General features: G+C 72.8%; 15 protein-coding genes and 1 riboswitch. Of the genes, 6 read left to right on the top strand and 9 right to left on the bottom strand.

Annotation, left to right across the window (positions count from 1 at the left end; genetic code table 11):
- Positions 1-70: 70 nt before the first annotated feature.
- The 4 genes from pknB to thiO all read right to left on the bottom strand — a co-directional run bounded on the left by pknB (position 71) and on the right by thiO (position 4,329).
- The gene (gene pknB / locus ACSYGO_RS15075; protein ID WP_426675856.1) at positions 71-2,014 is read right to left on the bottom strand and encodes a Stk1 family PASTA domain-containing Ser/Thr kinase; all 1,944 of its coding nucleotides are present in this window, start codon (positions 2,012-2,014) and stop codon (positions 71-73) included.
- 159 nt (positions 2,015-2,173) lie between these two features.
- The gene (locus ACSYGO_RS15070) at positions 2,174-2,968 is read right to left on the bottom strand and encodes a thiazole synthase (RefSeq protein ID WP_095933732.1); all 795 of its coding nucleotides are present in this window, start codon (positions 2,966-2,968) and stop codon (positions 2,174-2,176) included.
- A gap of 3 nt (positions 2,969-2,971) precedes the next feature.
- A complete protein-coding gene (gene thiS / locus ACSYGO_RS15065; RefSeq protein ID WP_426675858.1) occupies positions 2,972-3,172 on the bottom strand; it encodes a sulfur carrier protein ThiS in 201 nt (66 codons plus the stop codon).
- The gene (thiO, locus tag ACSYGO_RS15060; protein ID WP_460386852.1) at positions 3,169-4,329 is read right to left on the bottom strand and encodes a glycine oxidase ThiO; all 1,161 of its coding nucleotides are present in this window, start codon (positions 4,327-4,329) and stop codon (positions 3,169-3,171) included. The genes thiS and thiO overlap by 4 nt, the downstream gene beginning before the upstream one ends.
- Positions 4,327-4,439: riboswitch (TPP riboswitch) on the bottom strand. (Overlaps the previous gene by 3 nt.)
- 52 nt (positions 4,440-4,491) lie before the next feature.
- Between thiO and ACSYGO_RS15055 the strand changes: the two genes are divergently transcribed.
- From ACSYGO_RS15055 to ACSYGO_RS15030, 6 genes are all read left to right on the top strand, one after another.
- A complete protein-coding gene (locus ACSYGO_RS15055; protein WP_432173294.1) occupies positions 4,492-4,896 on the top strand; it encodes a hypothetical protein in 405 nt (134 codons plus the stop codon).
- A gap of 28 nt (positions 4,897-4,924) precedes the next feature.
- Positions 4,925-6,151 (top strand): NAD(P)/FAD-dependent oxidoreductase, encoded by a 1,227-nt coding sequence (locus ACSYGO_RS15050; protein ID WP_426675861.1) that lies wholly within the window; start codon positions 4,925-4,927, stop codon positions 6,149-6,151.
- Positions 6,152-6,431: 280 nt separating this feature from the next.
- A complete protein-coding gene (locus ACSYGO_RS15045; protein ID WP_028803215.1) occupies positions 6,432-6,797 on the top strand; it encodes an Rv2175c family DNA-binding protein in 366 nt (121 codons plus the stop codon).
- Positions 6,798-6,884: 87 nt separating this feature from the next.
- On the top strand, positions 6,885-7,544 hold the full coding sequence (thiE, locus tag ACSYGO_RS15040; protein ID WP_432173293.1) for a thiamine phosphate synthase: 660 nt from the start codon (positions 6,885-6,887) through the stop codon (positions 7,542-7,544).
- Between the two features lie 217 nt (positions 7,545-7,761).
- On the top strand, positions 7,762-8,685 hold the full coding sequence (gene metF / locus ACSYGO_RS15035) for a methylenetetrahydrofolate reductase [NAD(P)H] (RefSeq protein WP_426675863.1): 924 nt from the start codon (positions 7,762-7,764) through the stop codon (positions 8,683-8,685).
- 56 nt (positions 8,686-8,741) lie between these two features.
- Positions 8,742-9,686 carry an SCO2102 family sporulation regulator gene (locus tag ACSYGO_RS15030; RefSeq protein ID WP_426675864.1) on the top strand — a complete coding sequence of 315 codons (945 nt, stop codon included), beginning with the start codon at positions 8,742-8,744 and terminating at the stop codon, positions 9,684-9,686.
- A 76-nt stretch (positions 9,687-9,762) separates the two neighbouring features.
- Here the strand turns inward: ACSYGO_RS15030 and ACSYGO_RS15025 are convergent, their stop codons facing one another.
- The 5 genes from ACSYGO_RS15025 to ACSYGO_RS15005 all read right to left on the bottom strand — a co-directional run bounded on the left by ACSYGO_RS15025 (position 9,763) and on the right by ACSYGO_RS15005 (position 15,987).
- Positions 9,763-11,256, bottom strand: a complete 1,494-nt coding sequence (locus ACSYGO_RS15025; protein ID WP_460386851.1) for a phytoene desaturase family protein — start codon at positions 11,254-11,256, stop codon at positions 9,763-9,765.
- A gap of 46 nt (positions 11,257-11,302) precedes the next feature.
- Entirely contained in the window at positions 11,303-11,917 is a 615-nt protein-coding gene (locus ACSYGO_RS15020; RefSeq protein ID WP_095933723.1) for a DUF4126 domain-containing protein, read from the bottom strand.
- A 377-nt stretch (positions 11,918-12,294) separates the two neighbouring features.
- Positions 12,295-12,924 (bottom strand): TetR/AcrR family transcriptional regulator, encoded by a 630-nt coding sequence (locus ACSYGO_RS15015; RefSeq protein WP_345643636.1) that lies wholly within the window; start codon positions 12,922-12,924, stop codon positions 12,295-12,297.
- Between the two features lie 35 nt (positions 12,925-12,959).
- Positions 12,960-15,044, bottom strand: coding sequence for a YhgE/Pip family protein (locus ACSYGO_RS15010; protein WP_460386849.1), 2,085 nt, complete (start codon positions 15,042-15,044; stop codon positions 12,960-12,962).
- Positions 15,016-15,987 carry an ATP-binding cassette domain-containing protein gene (locus tag ACSYGO_RS15005; RefSeq protein WP_460386848.1) on the bottom strand — a complete coding sequence of 324 codons (972 nt, stop codon included), beginning with the start codon at positions 15,985-15,987 and terminating at the stop codon, positions 15,016-15,018. Before ACSYGO_RS15005 ends, ACSYGO_RS15010 begins: the two co-directional genes overlap by 29 nt.
- Between the last annotated feature and the right edge of the window lie 101 nt (positions 15,988-16,088).

Here is a 16,088-nt window from a genome sequence, read left to right as displayed (position 1 = left end):
GGCCGCCGAGGGCTCCGTCGGCGGATCGCGACGGGGTCGCGACGGCCCGCGGCAGAGCCGCGGGCCTCACTCAGCGGATCTCGATGGTGATCGTCGACCCCTTGGGCGCGGTCTCCCCGCCCTCCACCGACTGGCTCTTGACCTTGTCGCCGAACAGCCCGAGCAGCCCGCGGTCCTCGTCGACCTTGAACCCGGCGTCCTCGAGCTTCTGATGGGCGTCGTCGACACTGTCGCCCACCACGTCGGGGACCTCGACCATCTCGGGGCCCTTGGAGATCGTCAGGGTCACCGTGTCGCCGGAGGCGGCCTCGCGGCCCGCGGCCGGCGACTGCTCGGCGACCTGGCCCTTGTCGAACTCCGAGGTGACGCGCTTGGTGGCGATCTTCACCTTCAGACCGGAGTCCTCCAGCTCGGCGGTGGCGTCCTCGACGGACGAGCCCGTGACCTCGGGCACCTCCACCGGGCTGCCCTTGCTGACGGTGATCGCGATGGCCGAACCCGCGTGCCGCTCGGTGCCCGCCTGCGGGTCCGTACGGATCACGAAGCCCTTGGCGACGTCCTCGCTGAACTCGCGGTTGACCATGCCCGCGGCGAGACCCTTGTCCTTCAGCACGTCCTTCGCCTTGAACAGGGCGAAGCCCTTCAGGTCGGGCACCTTCACGGTCTCGGGCCCGTCGGAGACGGTCAGCGTCACGGAGTCGTTCGCGCGGATCCGGGCGCCGACGGCCGGGTCGGTGCCGATCACACTGCCGCGCTTCACGGTGTCGCTGAACGCGTGCTTGACCGACTTCACGTCGAGCCCGGCCTTCTCCAGCTGGGCCCTGGCGTCCTGCTCGCTCTTCGAGAGGACCGGCGGGACCTTGGTGAACTGGCCCGAGTTGATGTACCAGATGCCGGTGCCGAGGCCCAGCACCAGCACGACGGCGGCGACGACGGCGAGCATCCCGCGCCGGGGCCGGGCAGGTCCGCGCCGCGGCAGCGGCGGCTCGGAGGCGAACCGGGTGGTCCGCTCGAACCGGCTGGTGTGCGCGACCGCGCCGTCCGTGTCGGGTTCGTTCACCGGCAGCGGCCGGGGCACGGACAGCGAGCGCGGGATCACGCTCGTACGGTCCTCGGCGATGTCACGGCCCACCGCGAGGGCGCCCGGCGGCACGGCGTCGAGCTGCTCGGCGGTGAGCCCCGCCCGCACCTCCAGGACCTGGCCGAGCAGCGCCACCGCGTCGTGCGGGCGCACCTCGGGGTTGCGGGCGGTCGCCGTGGCGACGAGGTCGTCCAGCGCGTACGCCATGCCGGGGACCAGGCCCGACGGCGGCGGCACGTCCGCGTGCAGGTGCTGGTAGAGCACCTGGGCGGGCGAGTCCCCGGAGTGCGGCTTGGCGCCGGTGAGCATCTCGTACAGGACGACGCCGCAGGCGTAGACGTCGACGCGGGTGTCGGCCGTGCCGTGCTCGATCTGCTCGGGAGCGAGGTACGACACGGTGCCGAGGACCGTGCCCGTCGTGTTCGTCACCGTGTCCACGGCCCGGACCAGGCCGAAGTCCGCCACCTTGACCCGGCCGTCGTCCCCTATGAGGACGTTCTCCGGCTTCATGTCGCGGTGCACGAACCCGGCCCGGTGCGCGGCGCCGAGCGCGGCGAGCACCGGCTCCAGGATGTCCAGCGCCGCCCGCGGCTGGAGCGCGCCCCGGTCGCGCAGCACGTCGCGCAGGGTGCAGCCGGCGACGTACTCCATCGCCAGGTAGACGTACGACCCGTCCGCCCCCTGGTCGAAGACCTGCACCACATTGGGGTGCGCGAGCCGCGCCACCGACTTGGCCTCGCGGATGAACCGTTCGACGAACGAGCCGTCGGCGGCCAGCGTCGGGTGCATCACCTTGAGCGCGAGCACGCGGTCGAGGCGGGTGTCCAGGGCTCGGTAGACCGTGGCCATCCCGCCGACCGCGATCCGCGCCTCGACGCGGTAGCGGCCGTCGAGCACCTGCCCGACAAGCGGGTCGTGAAGGGTCGTATCCACGCAGGTGAGTGTACGAGCCGCCACTGTCACGACGACCCGTTCGGCCGATACCGGGGCGGGACTGCAGCCGAGCTGTGACGCGCGGCGTACGCAAGCGCGCACCGCTCTCGCACAGACGTCCGGTACGGGGCGGGGGTATCCGAACGAAGGGCCGTTCCGTCAGAAGGCCGGACGCTCGGGATCCAGTCGTGCCATGCCCTCCGTGGGGGACGACGCCTCGGCGAAGTGACGGCGCGGGATACGGCCGGCACGGAAGGCGAGGCGTCCCGCCTCCACCGCGTGCCGCATCCCCTCCGCCATCAGTACCGGCTCCTGCGCCCGCGTCACGGCCGAGGCGAGCATCACACCCGCGCACCCCAGCTCCATGGCGAGCGCCGCGTCGGAGGCGGTCCCGGCGCCCGCGTCCAGGATGACCGGCACGCGCGCGTGCTCGGTGATCAACTGGAAGTTGTGCGGATTGCGGATGCCGAGCCCGGAGCCGATCGGCGAGCCGAGCGGCATGATCGCGGCGCAGCCGACGTCCTCCAGCTTCCGCGCGAGCACGGGGTCGTCGTTCGTGTACGGGAGCACGGTGAACCCGTCGTCGACCAGGGTCTCCGCGGCGTCCAGCAGCTCGATCGGGTCGGGCAGAAGCGTGCGCTCGTCGGCGATGACCTCCAGCTTGACCAGGTCCGTGCCGAGCGCCTCGCGCGCGAGGCGGGCGGTCAGCACGGCCTCGCCCGCGGTGAAGCAGCCCGCCGTGTTCGGCAGTACGCGAATGCCGAGCCGGTCGAGCACGGACAGCACGGAGCCGTGCACGGACGCGTCCACACGCCGCATCGCGACGGTCGTCAGTTCCGTGCCGGACGCCACGAGCGAGCGCTCCAGGACGTCGAGGCTGGGCGCCCCGCCCGTCCCCATGATCAGCCGGGACGAGAAGGACGTACCACCGAGGACCAGGGGATCGTCGGCCATGGGTCAGCCTCCCTGGACGGCGGTGAGGACCTCGACGCGGTCTCCCTCGGTCAGTGGCGTGACCGGCCACTGCGTGCGCGGGACGACCGTTTCGTTGAGCGCGGCCGCCACCCCGGAGGGGGCGGCGGTGAGCGTGGCGACGAGCGCGTCGAGAGCGGTCCCCGCGGCGATGTGCCGCCGCTCGCCGTTGACGAAGATGTTCATGCGGGCTGCTCCGTGAGGGCGGCGGCGAAGCGCCGCGGGGTGAAGGGGCGTGCCGCGTCGGGAAGTTCGCCCGTGGTCAGGACGTGCGCCATGGCGTCACCGGTGACCGGGGTGAGCAGCACGCCGTTGCGGTAGTGGCCGGTGGCCAGCAGGAGGCCGTCCAGCCCGGTCGGGCCGATCAGCGGCGCGTTGTCCGGCGAGCCGGGGCGCAGCCCGGCGCGCGTCTCGGTGAGCGGCAGTTCGGTGATGCCGGGCACCAGCTCGTGCGCGTCGCGCAACAGCTCGTAGACACCGCCCGCGGTCACCGTCGTGTCCCAGCCCAGCTCCTCACTGGTCGCGCCCACGACGAGCTCGCCGCTCTCCCGCGGCACCAGATAGACCTGGCTGCCCCGGACGACCGCACGGACCGTGCGGCTCAGGAACGGCGCGTACCGCTTCGGCACCGTCAGCCGCAGCACCTGCCCCTTCACGGGGCGCACCGGCGGCAGCACATCGTCGGGTACGCCCGCCAGGCGCCCGCTCAGGCTCCCCGCGGCGAGCACCACCTGGCCCGCGGACAGTTCGCTGCCGTCCGTGGTCACGGCCCCCACGGCCCTGCCGCCCTCGACCCGCAGGCGCTCCGCCCACGTGCGGTGGAACACCACGTCGGCCCGCTCGCAGGCCGTGACCAGGGCGCCGGCGAGCCGGCGGGGGTCGATCTGGTGGTCGCCGTCGACCCGCAGGCCGCCGCGCACGCCGGGCGCGAGCATCGGCTCCAGACGGCGGCACTCACGGCCGCTCAGCCACTCCGACTCCAGCCCCGACCGGCGTTGCAGGGCGTGCAGTTCGCGCAGATGGGCACGGTCGTCGGCGTCCAGGGCGACGGCCAGCGTGCCGCACCGGCGGTACCCCAGCTCCTGGCCGGTCGCCTCGGTGAGTTCGGCGGCGAAGTCCGGATAGCGGCGTGCCGAGGCCAGGTTGAGGCCCAGCAGGGTCTGTTCGCCGTAGTGCAGTTCGGTGACGGCGGCGAGCATCCCGGCCGCGACCTGAGCGGCCCCGCCGCCGGGCTCGGGGTCCACGATCGCGGTGGCCATCCCGCGTTGCGCGGCCCGCCAGGCCGTGACCAGGCCGATGATCCCGCCCCCGATGACGAGGACGTCGGGCGTTCGTGACGACATGGGCGTCCAGCCCCTCCCTTCGCCGGCATGACCCGGATCAGGTTCGTACGGTCGGAGGCCGCCCAGCCTCCCTCTCAGCCCGGTGCGTCCGGGCTCCCGCGAGTGCTTTACGTTGGCCACCCTAGCCCGCCGTCACATGTCTCAGTAAGGGAGCCTCCGCCCATGGCCCGATCGCTCGACGGCGTCGTCCTCGCCCCTGTCGCCGACCAGGCGCCCGGCCAGGTGGGCACCCGGACCCGGTTCGTCTACCACGAGAGGAACGGGGAGATCTGGGCCGAGTACGAGGGCGGCGACGTGGTACGCGGCCGCCTCGTGGGTACCCGTGAAGGTGACCGCCTCGACTTCCGGTACGTGCAGCTGGGGCGTGCCGGCGACACCTCGTCGGGCCACTGCGTCTCCCGCGTGGTGGAGCTGCCCGACGGGCGGCTGCGCCTGGAGGAGACCTGGGAGTGGGAATCGCGGGCGGGCAGCGGGACGAGCACGGTGGAGGAGGTCGCCCGGGTGGAGCATTCGCCGGCGGCGGACGAGCAGGTGTGGAACAGCTCACTGAGCACGTCCGCTGACTGACGAATTGTCAGGTGTCTATGGTGATCAGGTGAGCGAGCAGACGCAGGCGCAGGAGCGCACGAAGCGGCGGGTCGTCGTCGTGGGCGCGGGCATGGCCGGTGTCCAGACCGCGGTCGCCCTGCGCGAACAGGGCTTCACCGGCACCGTCACCCTCATCGGCGCGGAGCCCCATCAGCCGTACGACCGGCCGCCGCTGTCCAAGGCCGTGCTGCTCGGCAAGTCCGAGGGTTCGGCCTTCGACGTCGACTTCGAGGCGCTGGACATCGACCTCCGGCTCGGCTGCGAGGCGCTCGGCGTCCGCCCGGCCGACCATGAGCTGGACACCGAGGCGGGGCCGGTCCGGTACGACGTGCTGGTCATCGCGACCGGCGCCGAACCGATCCGGTTGCCCGGCGCCGAAGGGGTGCCCGGCGTCCATCTGCTGCGCACCCTCGACGACGCGGAACGGCTGCGTCCCGTCCTCGCCCGGCAGCACGACATCGTGGTCGTCGGGGCCGGCTGGATCGGCGCCGAGTTCGCCACGGCGGCACGCGAGGCCGGCTGCACGGTGACGGTCGTCGAGGCCGCCGACCGCCCCCTCGCCGGGGCGCTGCCCGCCGAGGTGGCCGCGCCGATGGCCGCCTGGTACGCGGACAGCGGAGCCGAGCTGCGTACCCACGCGCGCGTGGAGCGTGTCGAGCCCGGTGCCGTGGTGCTGGACGACGGCTCCCGGGTGCCCGCGGACGCCGTGGTCGTCGGAGTCGGCGCCCGTCCGGCCACCGCGTGGCTGGCCGGCTCCGGCATCGAGCTGGGCGCCCATCGCGAGATCGTGGCCGACGACCACCTGCGCACCTCCCTGCCGGACGTCTACGCGGTCGGCGACTGCGCCTCCTTCCCGTCGGGCCGGTACGAGGACCGCCTCCTGGTCCACCACTGGGACAACGCCCTCCAGGGCCCGCGCACGGTCGCCGCGAACATCATCGGCGAGGCCCCCGCCGCTTATGACCCGGTCCCGTACTTCTGGTCCGAGCAGTTCGGCCGCTTCGTCCAGTACGTCGGGCACCACGCCCCCGACGACACGACCGTCTGGCGCGGCGACCCGTCCGGCGCCGCGTGGACGGTCTGCTGGCTCCGCGACACCCGCCTGGTGGCCCTCCTGGCGGTGGGCCGCCCGAGGGATCTCGCCCAGGGCCGCAGGCTGATCGAGGCGGGCGCCGAGATGAGTCCGGAGCTCCTGGCGGATCCGGCGAGGCCCCTGAAGTCGGCGACCGTCTAGCCGGGCGGCCGCACCGGGGGCCGGCGGAAGCACTGGGGCGGAGGCGCCGCGGCGAGGCACCGGGGCGGAGGTCCTGGGGCACGGCGGCCGCGCTTCGGCCTTCCGGCGGAGTGGCCGGACGCAGGGCGACACCCGGCGCGCGGCGGGTCCCCGGGGGTGCCGCGGGCTTGGGAGCCCGGGGCGCAACGGCGTGCGCGGAGCCCCGACGGAGCCGGACGCGGCGCGCGCCCGGACGGTGGCCCGGGTACCGAGTGTCAGTCCGGGATGGCAGGCTTGTCCCGTGACCGAGATTGACGCAAAGATCGATGCTCTCGTCCCCGCCTGGCTCACCCTCCCCGACATCGCCGAACAGCTCGGCGTCGAGGTGACCCGCGTGCGGCAGCTGGTCAAGGAGGGCCAGCTGATCGCCGTACGCCGTGGTGAGAACCGCGCGCTGCACGTCCCCGCCGCCTTCATCGACGGGGACAAAGTGGTCAAGGGCCTGTCCGGCACCCTGACGCTGCTGCGGGACGACGGCTTCACCGACGAAGAGATGCTGGAGTGGCTCTTCACCCCCGACCCGACCCTGCCGGGCACCCCCGCGCAGGCTCTGAGCGAGAATCGCGGCACGGAGGTGAAGCGCCGCGCCCAGGCGCTCGCCGTCTGACCTGAACCGACCGTCCGGCGTACGGACCGCGGAGCGCCAGCCCCTGGCCCCCGTGGTCCGTACGCACCGACCACGGGGGACACACGCATGCCCGAGAACGCCGCGACCACCGCGCGCGCCCAGCTCGCCGACGCCCGTCTCTACCTCTGCACGGACGCCCGCAAGCGCCAGGGCGACCTCGCCGAGTTCCTCGACGCAGCCCTGTCGGGCGGCGTCGACATCGTGCAGCTGCGTGACAAGGGCATGGAGGCGGCCGAGGAACTGGAGCACCTCCAGGTCTTCGCGGAAGCCTGCGCCCGGCACGGAAAGCTCCTCGCGGTCAACGACCGGGCCGACGTGGCCCACGCCGCCCGCGCGGACGTGCTCCATCTGGGGCAGGGCGACCTCCCGGTCCCGGCGGCCCGCGCCGTCCTCGGTGATGACGTGCTGATAGGCCGTTCCACGCACGCCGAGTCCGAGGCCTCGGCCGCCGCCGTCCAGGAAGGCGTGGACTACTTCTGCACCGGCCCGTGCTGGCCGACGCCCACCAAGCCCGGCCGCCACGCACCCGGCCTCGACCTGGTCAGGCACACGGCGGCGCTGGGCACCGACCGCCCCTGGTTCGCCATCGGCGGCATCGACCTCGGCAACCTCGACGAGGTGCTCGACGCGGGCGCTCGCCGGGTCGTCGTGGTCCGGGCGATCACCGAGGCGAACGACCCGGGCGCGGCGGCGGGGGAGTTCGCGAAGCGACTGCGCGGCGCGTAGGCGCGAGCGTCCGGCAGGACGCCGTCCGGCGTCCCGGCACCGCCGGGATCCCGTCCTGCGTTCCGTCCGTGCCGGGGAGCCGTTCCGCGTCCCGTTCGCGGCACGGTCCGGGGCGCTGTCCGCGGGATCTGTCCGAGGGGTGGACAAGAAATCGACAGATCGGACAATTTGCGTCGGTCCGGTTGGGGGACCGGCGCCCCCTGGCTAACCTGCCCGTATGGCCCTCGGATCTGCCTCCACCAGGACTGATCGCGCACGCACCGTGCGCGACATGCTCGCGACCGGCAAGACGACGTACTCGTTCGAGTTCTCCGCGCCGAAGACTCCCAAGGGCGAGCGGAACCTGTGGAACGCGCTCCGCCGGGTCGAGGCCGTCGCGCCCGACTTCGTCTCCGTGACCTACGGGGCGGGCGGCTCCACGCGTGCGGGCACCGTCAAGGAGACCCAGCAGATCGTCGTCGACACGACGCTCACCCCGGTCGCCCACCTCACCGCCGTCAACCACTCCGTCGCCGAACTGCGCAACATCATCGGCCAGTACGCCGACGCCGGGATCCGCAACATGCTCGCCGTGCGGGGCGACCCGCCGGGCGACCCCATGGGGGAGTGGGTGCCGCACCCCAAGGGCCTGACCTACGCGGCCGAACTCGTCCGGCTCATCAAGGAGTCGGGGGACTTCTGCGTAGGCGTCGCGGCCTTCCCGGAGATGCACCCGCGGTCCAGGGACTGGGACCTGGACGTCGGCCACTTCGTCGACAAGTGCCGCGCCGGCGCCGACTACGCCATCACGCAGATGTTCTTCCACCCGGAGTCGTATCTGCGTCTGCGCGACCGCGTGGCCGAGGCGGGCTGCGCGACTCCGGTCATTCCCGAGGTCATGCCGGTCACGAGTGTGAAGATGCTGGAGCGGCTCCCGAAGCTCAGCAACGCCGTATTCCCGGACGCCCTGAAAGAGCGGATCCTCACAGCCAAAGACGATCCGGCGGCTGTACGCTCCATTGGCATCGACTTCGCAACGGAGTTCTGCGCGAGGCTGCTGGCCGAGGGAGTCCCCGGACTGCACTTCATTACGCTGAACAACTCCACGGCGACGCTGGAAATCTACGAGAATCTGGGTCTGCACCACCCACAGCAGGCCTAGACCGGTCGCACCCGCGTACGACACACTGCGTAGCGGCCACTGGGAGAGGGGCGTACATGGGCTGGACGGTCCTCTATTTCGCGTTCGGAGTGGTCGCGCTGTGGCTGCTCGGCGAGGTCCTGCTGCAGTACAAGGCGCGACTGCGCTACCGGCTGCTCGCCTTCGTCGGCTTCCTCGGTGTCGTCCTCGGTGTGCTGATGCCCTCGGTGGTGGTCATCGGCCTGGGCGCGGCCGCCTTCGCGGTCGGTCAGACCTACGTCACGCTGTCGTTCCGCCGCGGCTTCGCCCAGGGCTGGGCCATCAACGGCCGTTCCGGGCCGGACAGGCCCAGCAAACGCCGTCGCGGCGAGCCGGAGTACCAGGACCCGACGCTGGAGGTCTCCGACCTCGAAGCCGCCGACGGCGCGGCCTACGCGCACGGTGACGACTACGCCGGCGACGACGACGTCTTCTCGCCCGGCCAGTCCGACCGGTTCGCGCCGACGGGGGCGAACGAGCCCTCGGCCGCCGAGGCCACCGCCGTGTACGAGCCGCAGCCCCTCCCCGAGGACACCGGCTCCTACGGCATCTACAGCGACAACGCGTACGCCGCGGCCACCGACCAGTCCTACGGTGCCGCCCACCAGTCCCAGGACCAGCAGGCCTACGCCTACGACTACTCGGGCTACAACCAGCAGCAGTACTCCTACGACAACGGCCAGCAGCAGTACGCCGCGTACTCCGACCCGTACATCGGCACGCAGACCTACAGCGGTGCCGGATACGACACCACGTACGGCGGGCAGCAGCAGTACCCGCAGCAGGGGTACGGCCAGGACCAGTACGCCGGCACCGGCACCTACGGCGGCGAGACCCCGGCGGGAGGCGTCTGGGTGCCGCAGCAGCGCAGCACGGACGACCCGTACGGCGGCGAACTCCCGCCCGAGCAGCCGTATCCCTACCAGGGCGACGGCAACGGCACGGGCTCCGGAAACGGGTACGACGAGCAGTACCGGTACTGACCGCGGCCGGTGCCGCCCGTCCGCACCGGCCCTCGGACCGTCCGGTCCCGGTCCCCCGACGGGTCACCGGGACCGCTCACTGCGACCCGCGGAACTCCGGTCCCTCCACGATCAGCCCGGCCACCAACGCCCCCGACATGCCGGCATGCGGAAGACCGCCGCCGGGGTGCGCCCAGCCGCCCGCCGTGAACAGGCCGGGCATGCGTGTGCCGTTCGACGGGTGCAGCAGCCGGCCGTCCGCCGCGGCGAGCGCCGGGGCGGGAACCGCGCCGCCTTCCGCGCCCGTCTCGTCCGCGATGTCCGCCGGGGTGCGGACCTCGTGCCACAGGAGCCGCTCGCGCAGGTCGGGCAGCGCGCGCCCGGCGGCGCCGAGAACCCGCTCCACGTCCGCGTCGGACACCGAGAACCCCGACGGCACGGTGACCGACAGCGTCACCGCCTCGTGCTCGGCGTCCGGGGCCGTCGCCGGGTCGTCGGGGCGTGTGACCACGAGGGTGGGCGAGGCCGGCAGCCCCGGGCGCTCGCCGAACAGGCGGTCCAACTCGTCGTCACGGTCGGCCGAGTGGACCACCGTCCGGTGCGCCACCCGCTCGGGCCGCCCGCCGCGCAGCGCCAGCAGCACGGTCAGCCTGCTCGGTGCCCCGCTCTGCGGCGGGACCTCCCCGTCGCCACGGACCGCCGTCTGCGGGACGAGGCCCCGCAGCACGCCGGGTGCCACACCGGCGACCACGAACTCGGCCTCCTCCACGGCGCCGGACGCGAGCTCCACACCCGCGGCCCGGCCGTCCTTCTCGACGATCCGTGCGACGTCCGCCCCGAAGCGGAACTCGACCTTGCGGGCGAGGCACCGCTCGTACACCGCGCGGGCCAGTTCCCGCAGGCCGCCGCGGACGTACCAGGTGCCGAAGGCGTGCTCCATGTAGGGCAGCACGGCGGCGCTCGCCGGCGCCACGCGCGGATCGAGCCCGTACGCCAGGGCGTGGCTCTCCAGCAGGGCCGCGAGGCGCGGTTCACGCAGCTCCCAGGCGCCGACCTCGGCGAGGGTGGTGGCACGGCGGGTCCGCAGCAGCTTCTTGTGCGGCACCGAGGGATAGGGCTCCTGCCGGGCGAGCACCGGCCAGTCGGGCCACAGCGGCTCCTCCAGGAGCGGTCTGCGCGTGCGGTCCCACGCCTCGCGGGCCCGCACCAGGAAGTCGCCCCAGCGCCCGCCCGCGCCGGCTCCGAGCGCTTCGTCCAGCGCGGAGACGACGCCCGCGCGGGAGGCGTTCGGCAGGGACACCTCCGTGCCGTCCGCGAAGAGGTGCCGGGCCGAGGGGTCGACCTGGACCAGTTCGACGCACTCCTCCAGGGGCTGCTTCCCCGTCTTGACGAACAGGTCGCGGTGGACCGCGGGCACCGGCAGGAGCGTCGGGCCGGTGTCGAAGGTGAAGCCGTCGCGCTCGACGCGGCGCAGCGCACCGCCGTACGTCGCCGTGCGCTCGTACACCACCACCCGGTGGCCCGCGACGGCCAGCCGGGCGGCCGCCGCCATCGCGCCCATCCCGGCGCCGATCACCACAATTCGTGCCATGCCAGGGACTTTATCGGCCGCCTCCGACACTCCCTCCCGCGGGCGCTCAGTCGGGGGGCCGCTCGACCCGCGCCGCGAGCCGTCTCTCCTCCCGCCGCTGGGCTCGGCGCCGCAGGAACCGGCGGATCCGCGAGAGCAGGAAGAACAGCACGACCAGTCCGGCCACGAGCAGGACGGCCGCGATGATCGCCGCCGCCAGCGGGTGGAACATCGCGAACGTGACGATCGCGCCGACCCCGAGGTCCTCGGCCAGGCTGATGACCATGTTGCTGAGGGGCTCCGGGGAGGTGTTCACCGCCATCCGGGTTCCGGCCTTGACCGTGTGACTGGCCAGCGCCGTCGAACCGCCGATCAGGCCCGCCACCACGTCCGAGAGCGAACCGCTCTGCCCCGCGAGCAGCGCGCCGATCCAGGCGCCGGCGACCGGCCGTACCACCGTGTGCACCGAGTCCCACGCCGAGTCCACGTACGGGATCTTGTCGGCGACGGCCTCGCACAGGAACAGCGCGCCCGCCACCGCGAGCACCTCGGGGCGCTGCATCGACTCGGGGACGTCGTCGGTGAGACCGGTCGCGCCGAAGACGCCCAGGAGCAGCACCACCGCGTACGCGTTGATGCCGCTGGCCCAGCCGCTGGTGAAGACCAGGGGGAGTACCGACACGGACGCGATCGTAACCAGTGGCGGACGCCACGGCCTGGGCATGAGTGCGTACGGCTGAGTACACGTACTCAGTGAGTGAGATGAGTACGCGCGCGGATGGGGCCCGACCAGCGCGAACGAGAGAGTGGAGACACGGAAAGGGGCGCGGCTCCGGTACCGCCGACACGGGGCGGCGGAACGGTTCTCGCGCCCTTGGCCGCTCCTTCCGCCGACCCGGTCGGCGGGAGTGAGGCACGGGGGACCCGGGGGACGACCGGAGCGGGGCCCGACGGGGGAGCACGGGGGAGTACGGCGAGGCGCCGGTTCGATCGGCCCGCGGGGGACGCGGCCGATCGGACCGGCGCTCTCGCCTGTCCGGCTCCGTTGCGCCCCCGCCCTCAGCGGCCGCCGCTCACGCGTCCCTGGAGCAGCCGGGACAGCGCCGCGTGCACGTCGTCCAGCGAGCGCTCCGGCTGGAAGGCCTGCCAGTCCAGCGCGGCCACGAGGACCATGCCGACCAGCGCCGCAGCCGTCAGCGGGATGTCGATCTCGTCGCTGAGCTCGCCGCCCGCCACGCCCTCGCGCAGGACGTTCTCGACGACCGCGACGGCCTCCTGCCTGACCACCATCAAGGTGGACTGCCAGGCACGGTTCGTGCGCCACAGCTCCGCCACGTACAGCTGGGTGAAGGCCGGATACCGGTCGATGAAGACGAGCCCCGCGCGGATCATCGCGTCCAGCGCGTCGACCTTGCTGCCGCCGTCGCGCGCGGTCTTCTCGGCCGCCTCCCGCAAGGAGGCGGTGAGCAGGCCCACGCCGTGCCGCAGCAACTCCTCGAAGAGGACCGACTTGCTCGCGAAGTTGTAGTAGACCGTGCCCTTGGCGACCCCGGCGCGCTCGGCGATCTCGTCCACCGTGGTGGCGGAGAAGCCCTGTTCGGCGATCAGGGTGACGGCGGCCTCGTAGAGCTTCTGCCGGGTCGCCTCGCGGCGGCCGCCGCCGCCCGCCGTGGTGCTGCTGCTTTCCATGGCCCCGATTGTCACAGGGCCGGTGGCGGGCGTGGTCACAGGCTCAGCTCCGGGTGCAGCCGGTCGAGGGTCCACACCTGCTTGCGGCGTGCCGACAGGGCGGTGAGCGCGAGGGCGCCCGCGGTGAAGGCCACCAGGACGGCGCACGCCTGCCAGACGGGACCCAGGCCGCCGCCGGTGATGAGCCTCCTGAGGGCCTCGACGACGTAACTCATCGGCAGGAAGGGATGGATCGCGCTGAAGAAACGCGGACTGGTCTGGACGGGGTACGTGCCGCCCGCCGACGTCAACTGGAGCATCAGGAAGGCGAGGACGAGGATCCGCCCCGCCGCGCCGAAGCGCGCGTTCAGCCACTGGACGAGCGCGGCGAAACACGCCGTCACGAGGAACAGGAAGCCCACCGTCCCGGCCGCGCGCGCCATCTCCAGGCCGATCGCCCAGTGCAGCACGGACATCAGGGCCGCCGTCTGGAGCACTCCCACCGCGGCCACCGGGAGCCAGCCCGCCAGCGCGACACGCCACGCCGAGGCCCCCACCGCGAGCGCGCGCCGGTTCAGCGGCGGGATCAGCATGTACGCGACCATCGCGCCCACCCAGAGCGACAGCGGGATGAAGTACGGAGCGAAACCGGTGCCGTAGTTGGGCGCCTTGTGCAGGTCCTGGGAGGCGAGCCGGACCGGGTCCGCCATGACCTGGGTGCGCCGGTCGCGGTCGGACTTGCCGTAGTCAGGGATCTGCTCGGCGCCGTCGTGCAGCCCGCCGGCGAGCTTGCCGGAGCCGCCGACGAGCTTGTAGATGCCCCCGTCGAGGTCGCTCGCGCCCGTCTTCAGCGCCCCCACGCCCGTGTCGAGGTCGCGCGCCCCGGCCTTCGCCGTGCCGAGTCCGGTGTGCAGCCGCTTGGCGCCCTTGGCGACCTTCGCGGCGCCCTCGTTGAGCTTGTTGATCTTGGAAACGGCGTCGGTCAGGTCCTCGGAGAGGTGCGGCGAGCGGTCGGCGAGCGCCTGGGCCTGCTTCTCCAGGGTGGCCAGGTTCTTGTCGAGCTTGTCGAGATCGCCGTCCTGGTCGTCGATCAGCGTGTTCAGGTCGTCGGCCACCTCGGCCACGTCCGCCGCGGCCGTCCTGGCCTTCTTCAGGTCGCCGCACGCGAGGTCGGGGACGACCGGCGTCTCGCAACGCGCCTTGTAGACGGCATCCAGCGCGGTGGAGGCCGCGTGCGCCCCCTTGGCCGCGGCCGGAGCCCGCTCCACGAGGTCGTCGAGGTTGTGCCGGATGCCGGACGCCGAGTCGGCGACGAGCTGGGCCGTGTCGCCGATCGACTTCTCGTTGTCCTTCAGGAACGGCCCCACCTTGCCGGCGACCCCGTTGACCCGGTCGGCCAGCGTCTGCGTGCCGTCCGCGACCTGCCGCGACCCGTCCTCCAGGTCGCCCGCGCCCTTGTCGAGCTTCCTCAGGCCGCCGGACAGCTTCCCGCTGCCCTTCTTGGCCTCCGCGAGACCGTCCGCGAGGTCCTTGGATCCCTTCTTCGCCTTGCCGATCCCGCCCTTGAGCCGGTCGGCCCCGTCGGCGGCCTTCTCCGTCGCCCCGTGGATGTCCGAGAAGGAGATGAAGATCTTGTCCAGGAACGACCGTGACGCCTTGGTGGACGCGGCGGTGCGCACCTCGCTGAACACGGTCCGGGAGATCTGCCCGACGATGTAGTTGTTCGCGTCGTTGGTCCGCACCTGGAGCGCGCCCGTCTCGGGCGAGGCGCCGGAGTTGGAGGCGATGCGCTCGCTGAAGTCGTCCGGCATCGTCAGGGACAGGTAGTACGTGCCGTCCTCGACGCCCTTGCGGGCCTCCGAGGCGCTCACCTCGTGCCACTCGAAGGTGTCGCTGTCGCGCAGCCCCTTGGTGATGTCGTCGCCCGCCGAGACCTTCCTGCCCGCGGCCGTCGCCCCCTTGTCGTCGTTCACGAGGGCCACGGGGATGCGGTCCAGGCGGCCGTACGGGTCCCAGAACGACCACAGGTAGAGGGCGCCGTACAGGAGGGGCAGCAGGAGGAGGGCCACCAGCGCGGCCCGGGGCAGCTTGCCGCGTCCGAAGCGCCGGAGTTCAAGGGCGGCCAGTTTCGGCGAGCGCATCGGCCGTCTCCTCGTCGTCGGGGGTGTTCTTGCCGGGGGTGCCGTCACCGGTGGCCGGGGTTTGCTCGGCGGGGGTGACGTCCGCGGTGGCAGTGGCGGTGGCGGTGACGTCGGTGCCGGTGGTGCTGTCCGTGGGGCTGGTGGCGTCCGCGGGCGTGGGCGTAGGCGTGGGCGTGGCGCCGTCCTCGGCGGCCGGCTCCCGCCCGCCGTGCGGTCGGGTCGAGACGACGACGGCACCTTCAGGAGCCTCGCTGCACACGGCCACCACGGTGGTGCCCGAGTCGGCGATCGACCTCAACAGGGCCCACACCTCGGCCCGTTCGGCGTCCGAGAGCTTGAGATCGGTGTCGTCGACGCCGAGCAGGCGGGGGCGGCCGATCAGGGCCAGGGCTATCGACAGCCGCAGGGATTCGAGCCGCTCCAGGTCGCGCACGGCGGTCCGGGAGCCCTTGGGCAGCGCCTCCCGGTCGAGTCCGGCTGCCGCCAGCGCGGTGTCGATCCGCAGCTTCGCCTCGGCCGCCCTGCCGCCGGTCCGCGCCTGCCCGCCGGCCGGGCGCGCCCCCTTGGACCACGATCGCAGCAACCCGCGCAGGGGGCCGCCGAACCGCCGCTCCAGCAGCGCCCGTTCGCTCAGGTGCTCCCCGACGGTCAGTGCCGGGTCCAGGTCGGTGACCCCGGGCACGTGCGCGAGCCCGCTCGTGCGGCGCACGGCGGCCATCTGCTTCGGCAGTCTCGACGAACCCACGCGGGCCGTCCCCTCGGTGGGCCTCATCCGGCCCGTGAGCGCGAGCAGCAGGCAGGTGCGTCCGGAGCCCGAGGGCCCCTCGATCGCGATCAGCGAGCCGGGCTCCGCGTCGACGCGGACCCCGCCGAACACCCGGCCGCGCGGTCCTTCGAGCCCGAAGTCCTCGGCCGTGACGCCCAGTCCGTGCGGACCGTCCACAGCTTCCCCATCCCTGGAACTACTTTTGAACTGACTGGTCAGTGCAAAAAGTATCCCGAACCTTCGATCGAAGCAAAAGCCCTGGTCAGAACGGATTGTCA

It is taken from the genome of Streptomyces krungchingensis (assembly GCF_054729265.1).
Note: the sequence above shows the minus strand (reverse complement) of the source record. Positions and strands in the feature narration are given on the sequence as shown.

Bases quoted from the DNA above. Each gene is read 5' to 3' on its own strand.
- ACSYGO_RS15070 (WP_095933732.1), bottom strand. From the start codon at position 2,968: ATGGCCGACGATCCCCTGGTCCTCGGTGGTACGTCCTTCTCGTCCCGG.
- thiS (WP_426675858.1), bottom strand. From the start codon at position 3,172: ATGAACATCTTCGTCAACGGCGAGCGGCGGCACATCGCCGCGGGGACC.
- thiO (WP_460386852.1), bottom strand. From the start codon at position 4,329: ATGTCGTCACGAACGCCCGACGTCCTCGTCATCGGGGGCGGGATCATC.
- ACSYGO_RS15055 (WP_432173294.1), top strand. From the start codon at position 4,492: ATGGCCCGATCGCTCGACGGCGTCGTCCTCGCCCCTGTCGCCGACCAG.
- thiE (WP_432173293.1), top strand. From the start codon at position 6,885: ATGCCCGAGAACGCCGCGACCACCGCGCGCGCCCAGCTCGCCGACGCC.
- metF (WP_426675863.1), top strand. From the start codon at position 7,762: ATGGCCCTCGGATCTGCCTCCACCAGGACTGATCGCGCACGCACCGTG.
- ACSYGO_RS15030 (WP_426675864.1), top strand. From the start codon at position 8,742: ATGGGCTGGACGGTCCTCTATTTCGCGTTCGGAGTGGTCGCGCTGTGG.
- ACSYGO_RS15025 (WP_460386851.1), bottom strand. From the start codon at position 11,256: ATGGCACGAATTGTGGTGATCGGCGCCGGGATGGGCGCGATGGCGGCG.
- ACSYGO_RS15015 (WP_345643636.1), bottom strand. From the start codon at position 12,924: ATGGAAAGCAGCAGCACCACGGCGGGCGGCGGCGGCCGCCGCGAGGCG.
- ACSYGO_RS15010 (WP_460386849.1), bottom strand. From the start codon at position 15,044: ATGCGCTCGCCGAAACTGGCCGCCCTTGAACTCCGGCGCTTCGGACGC.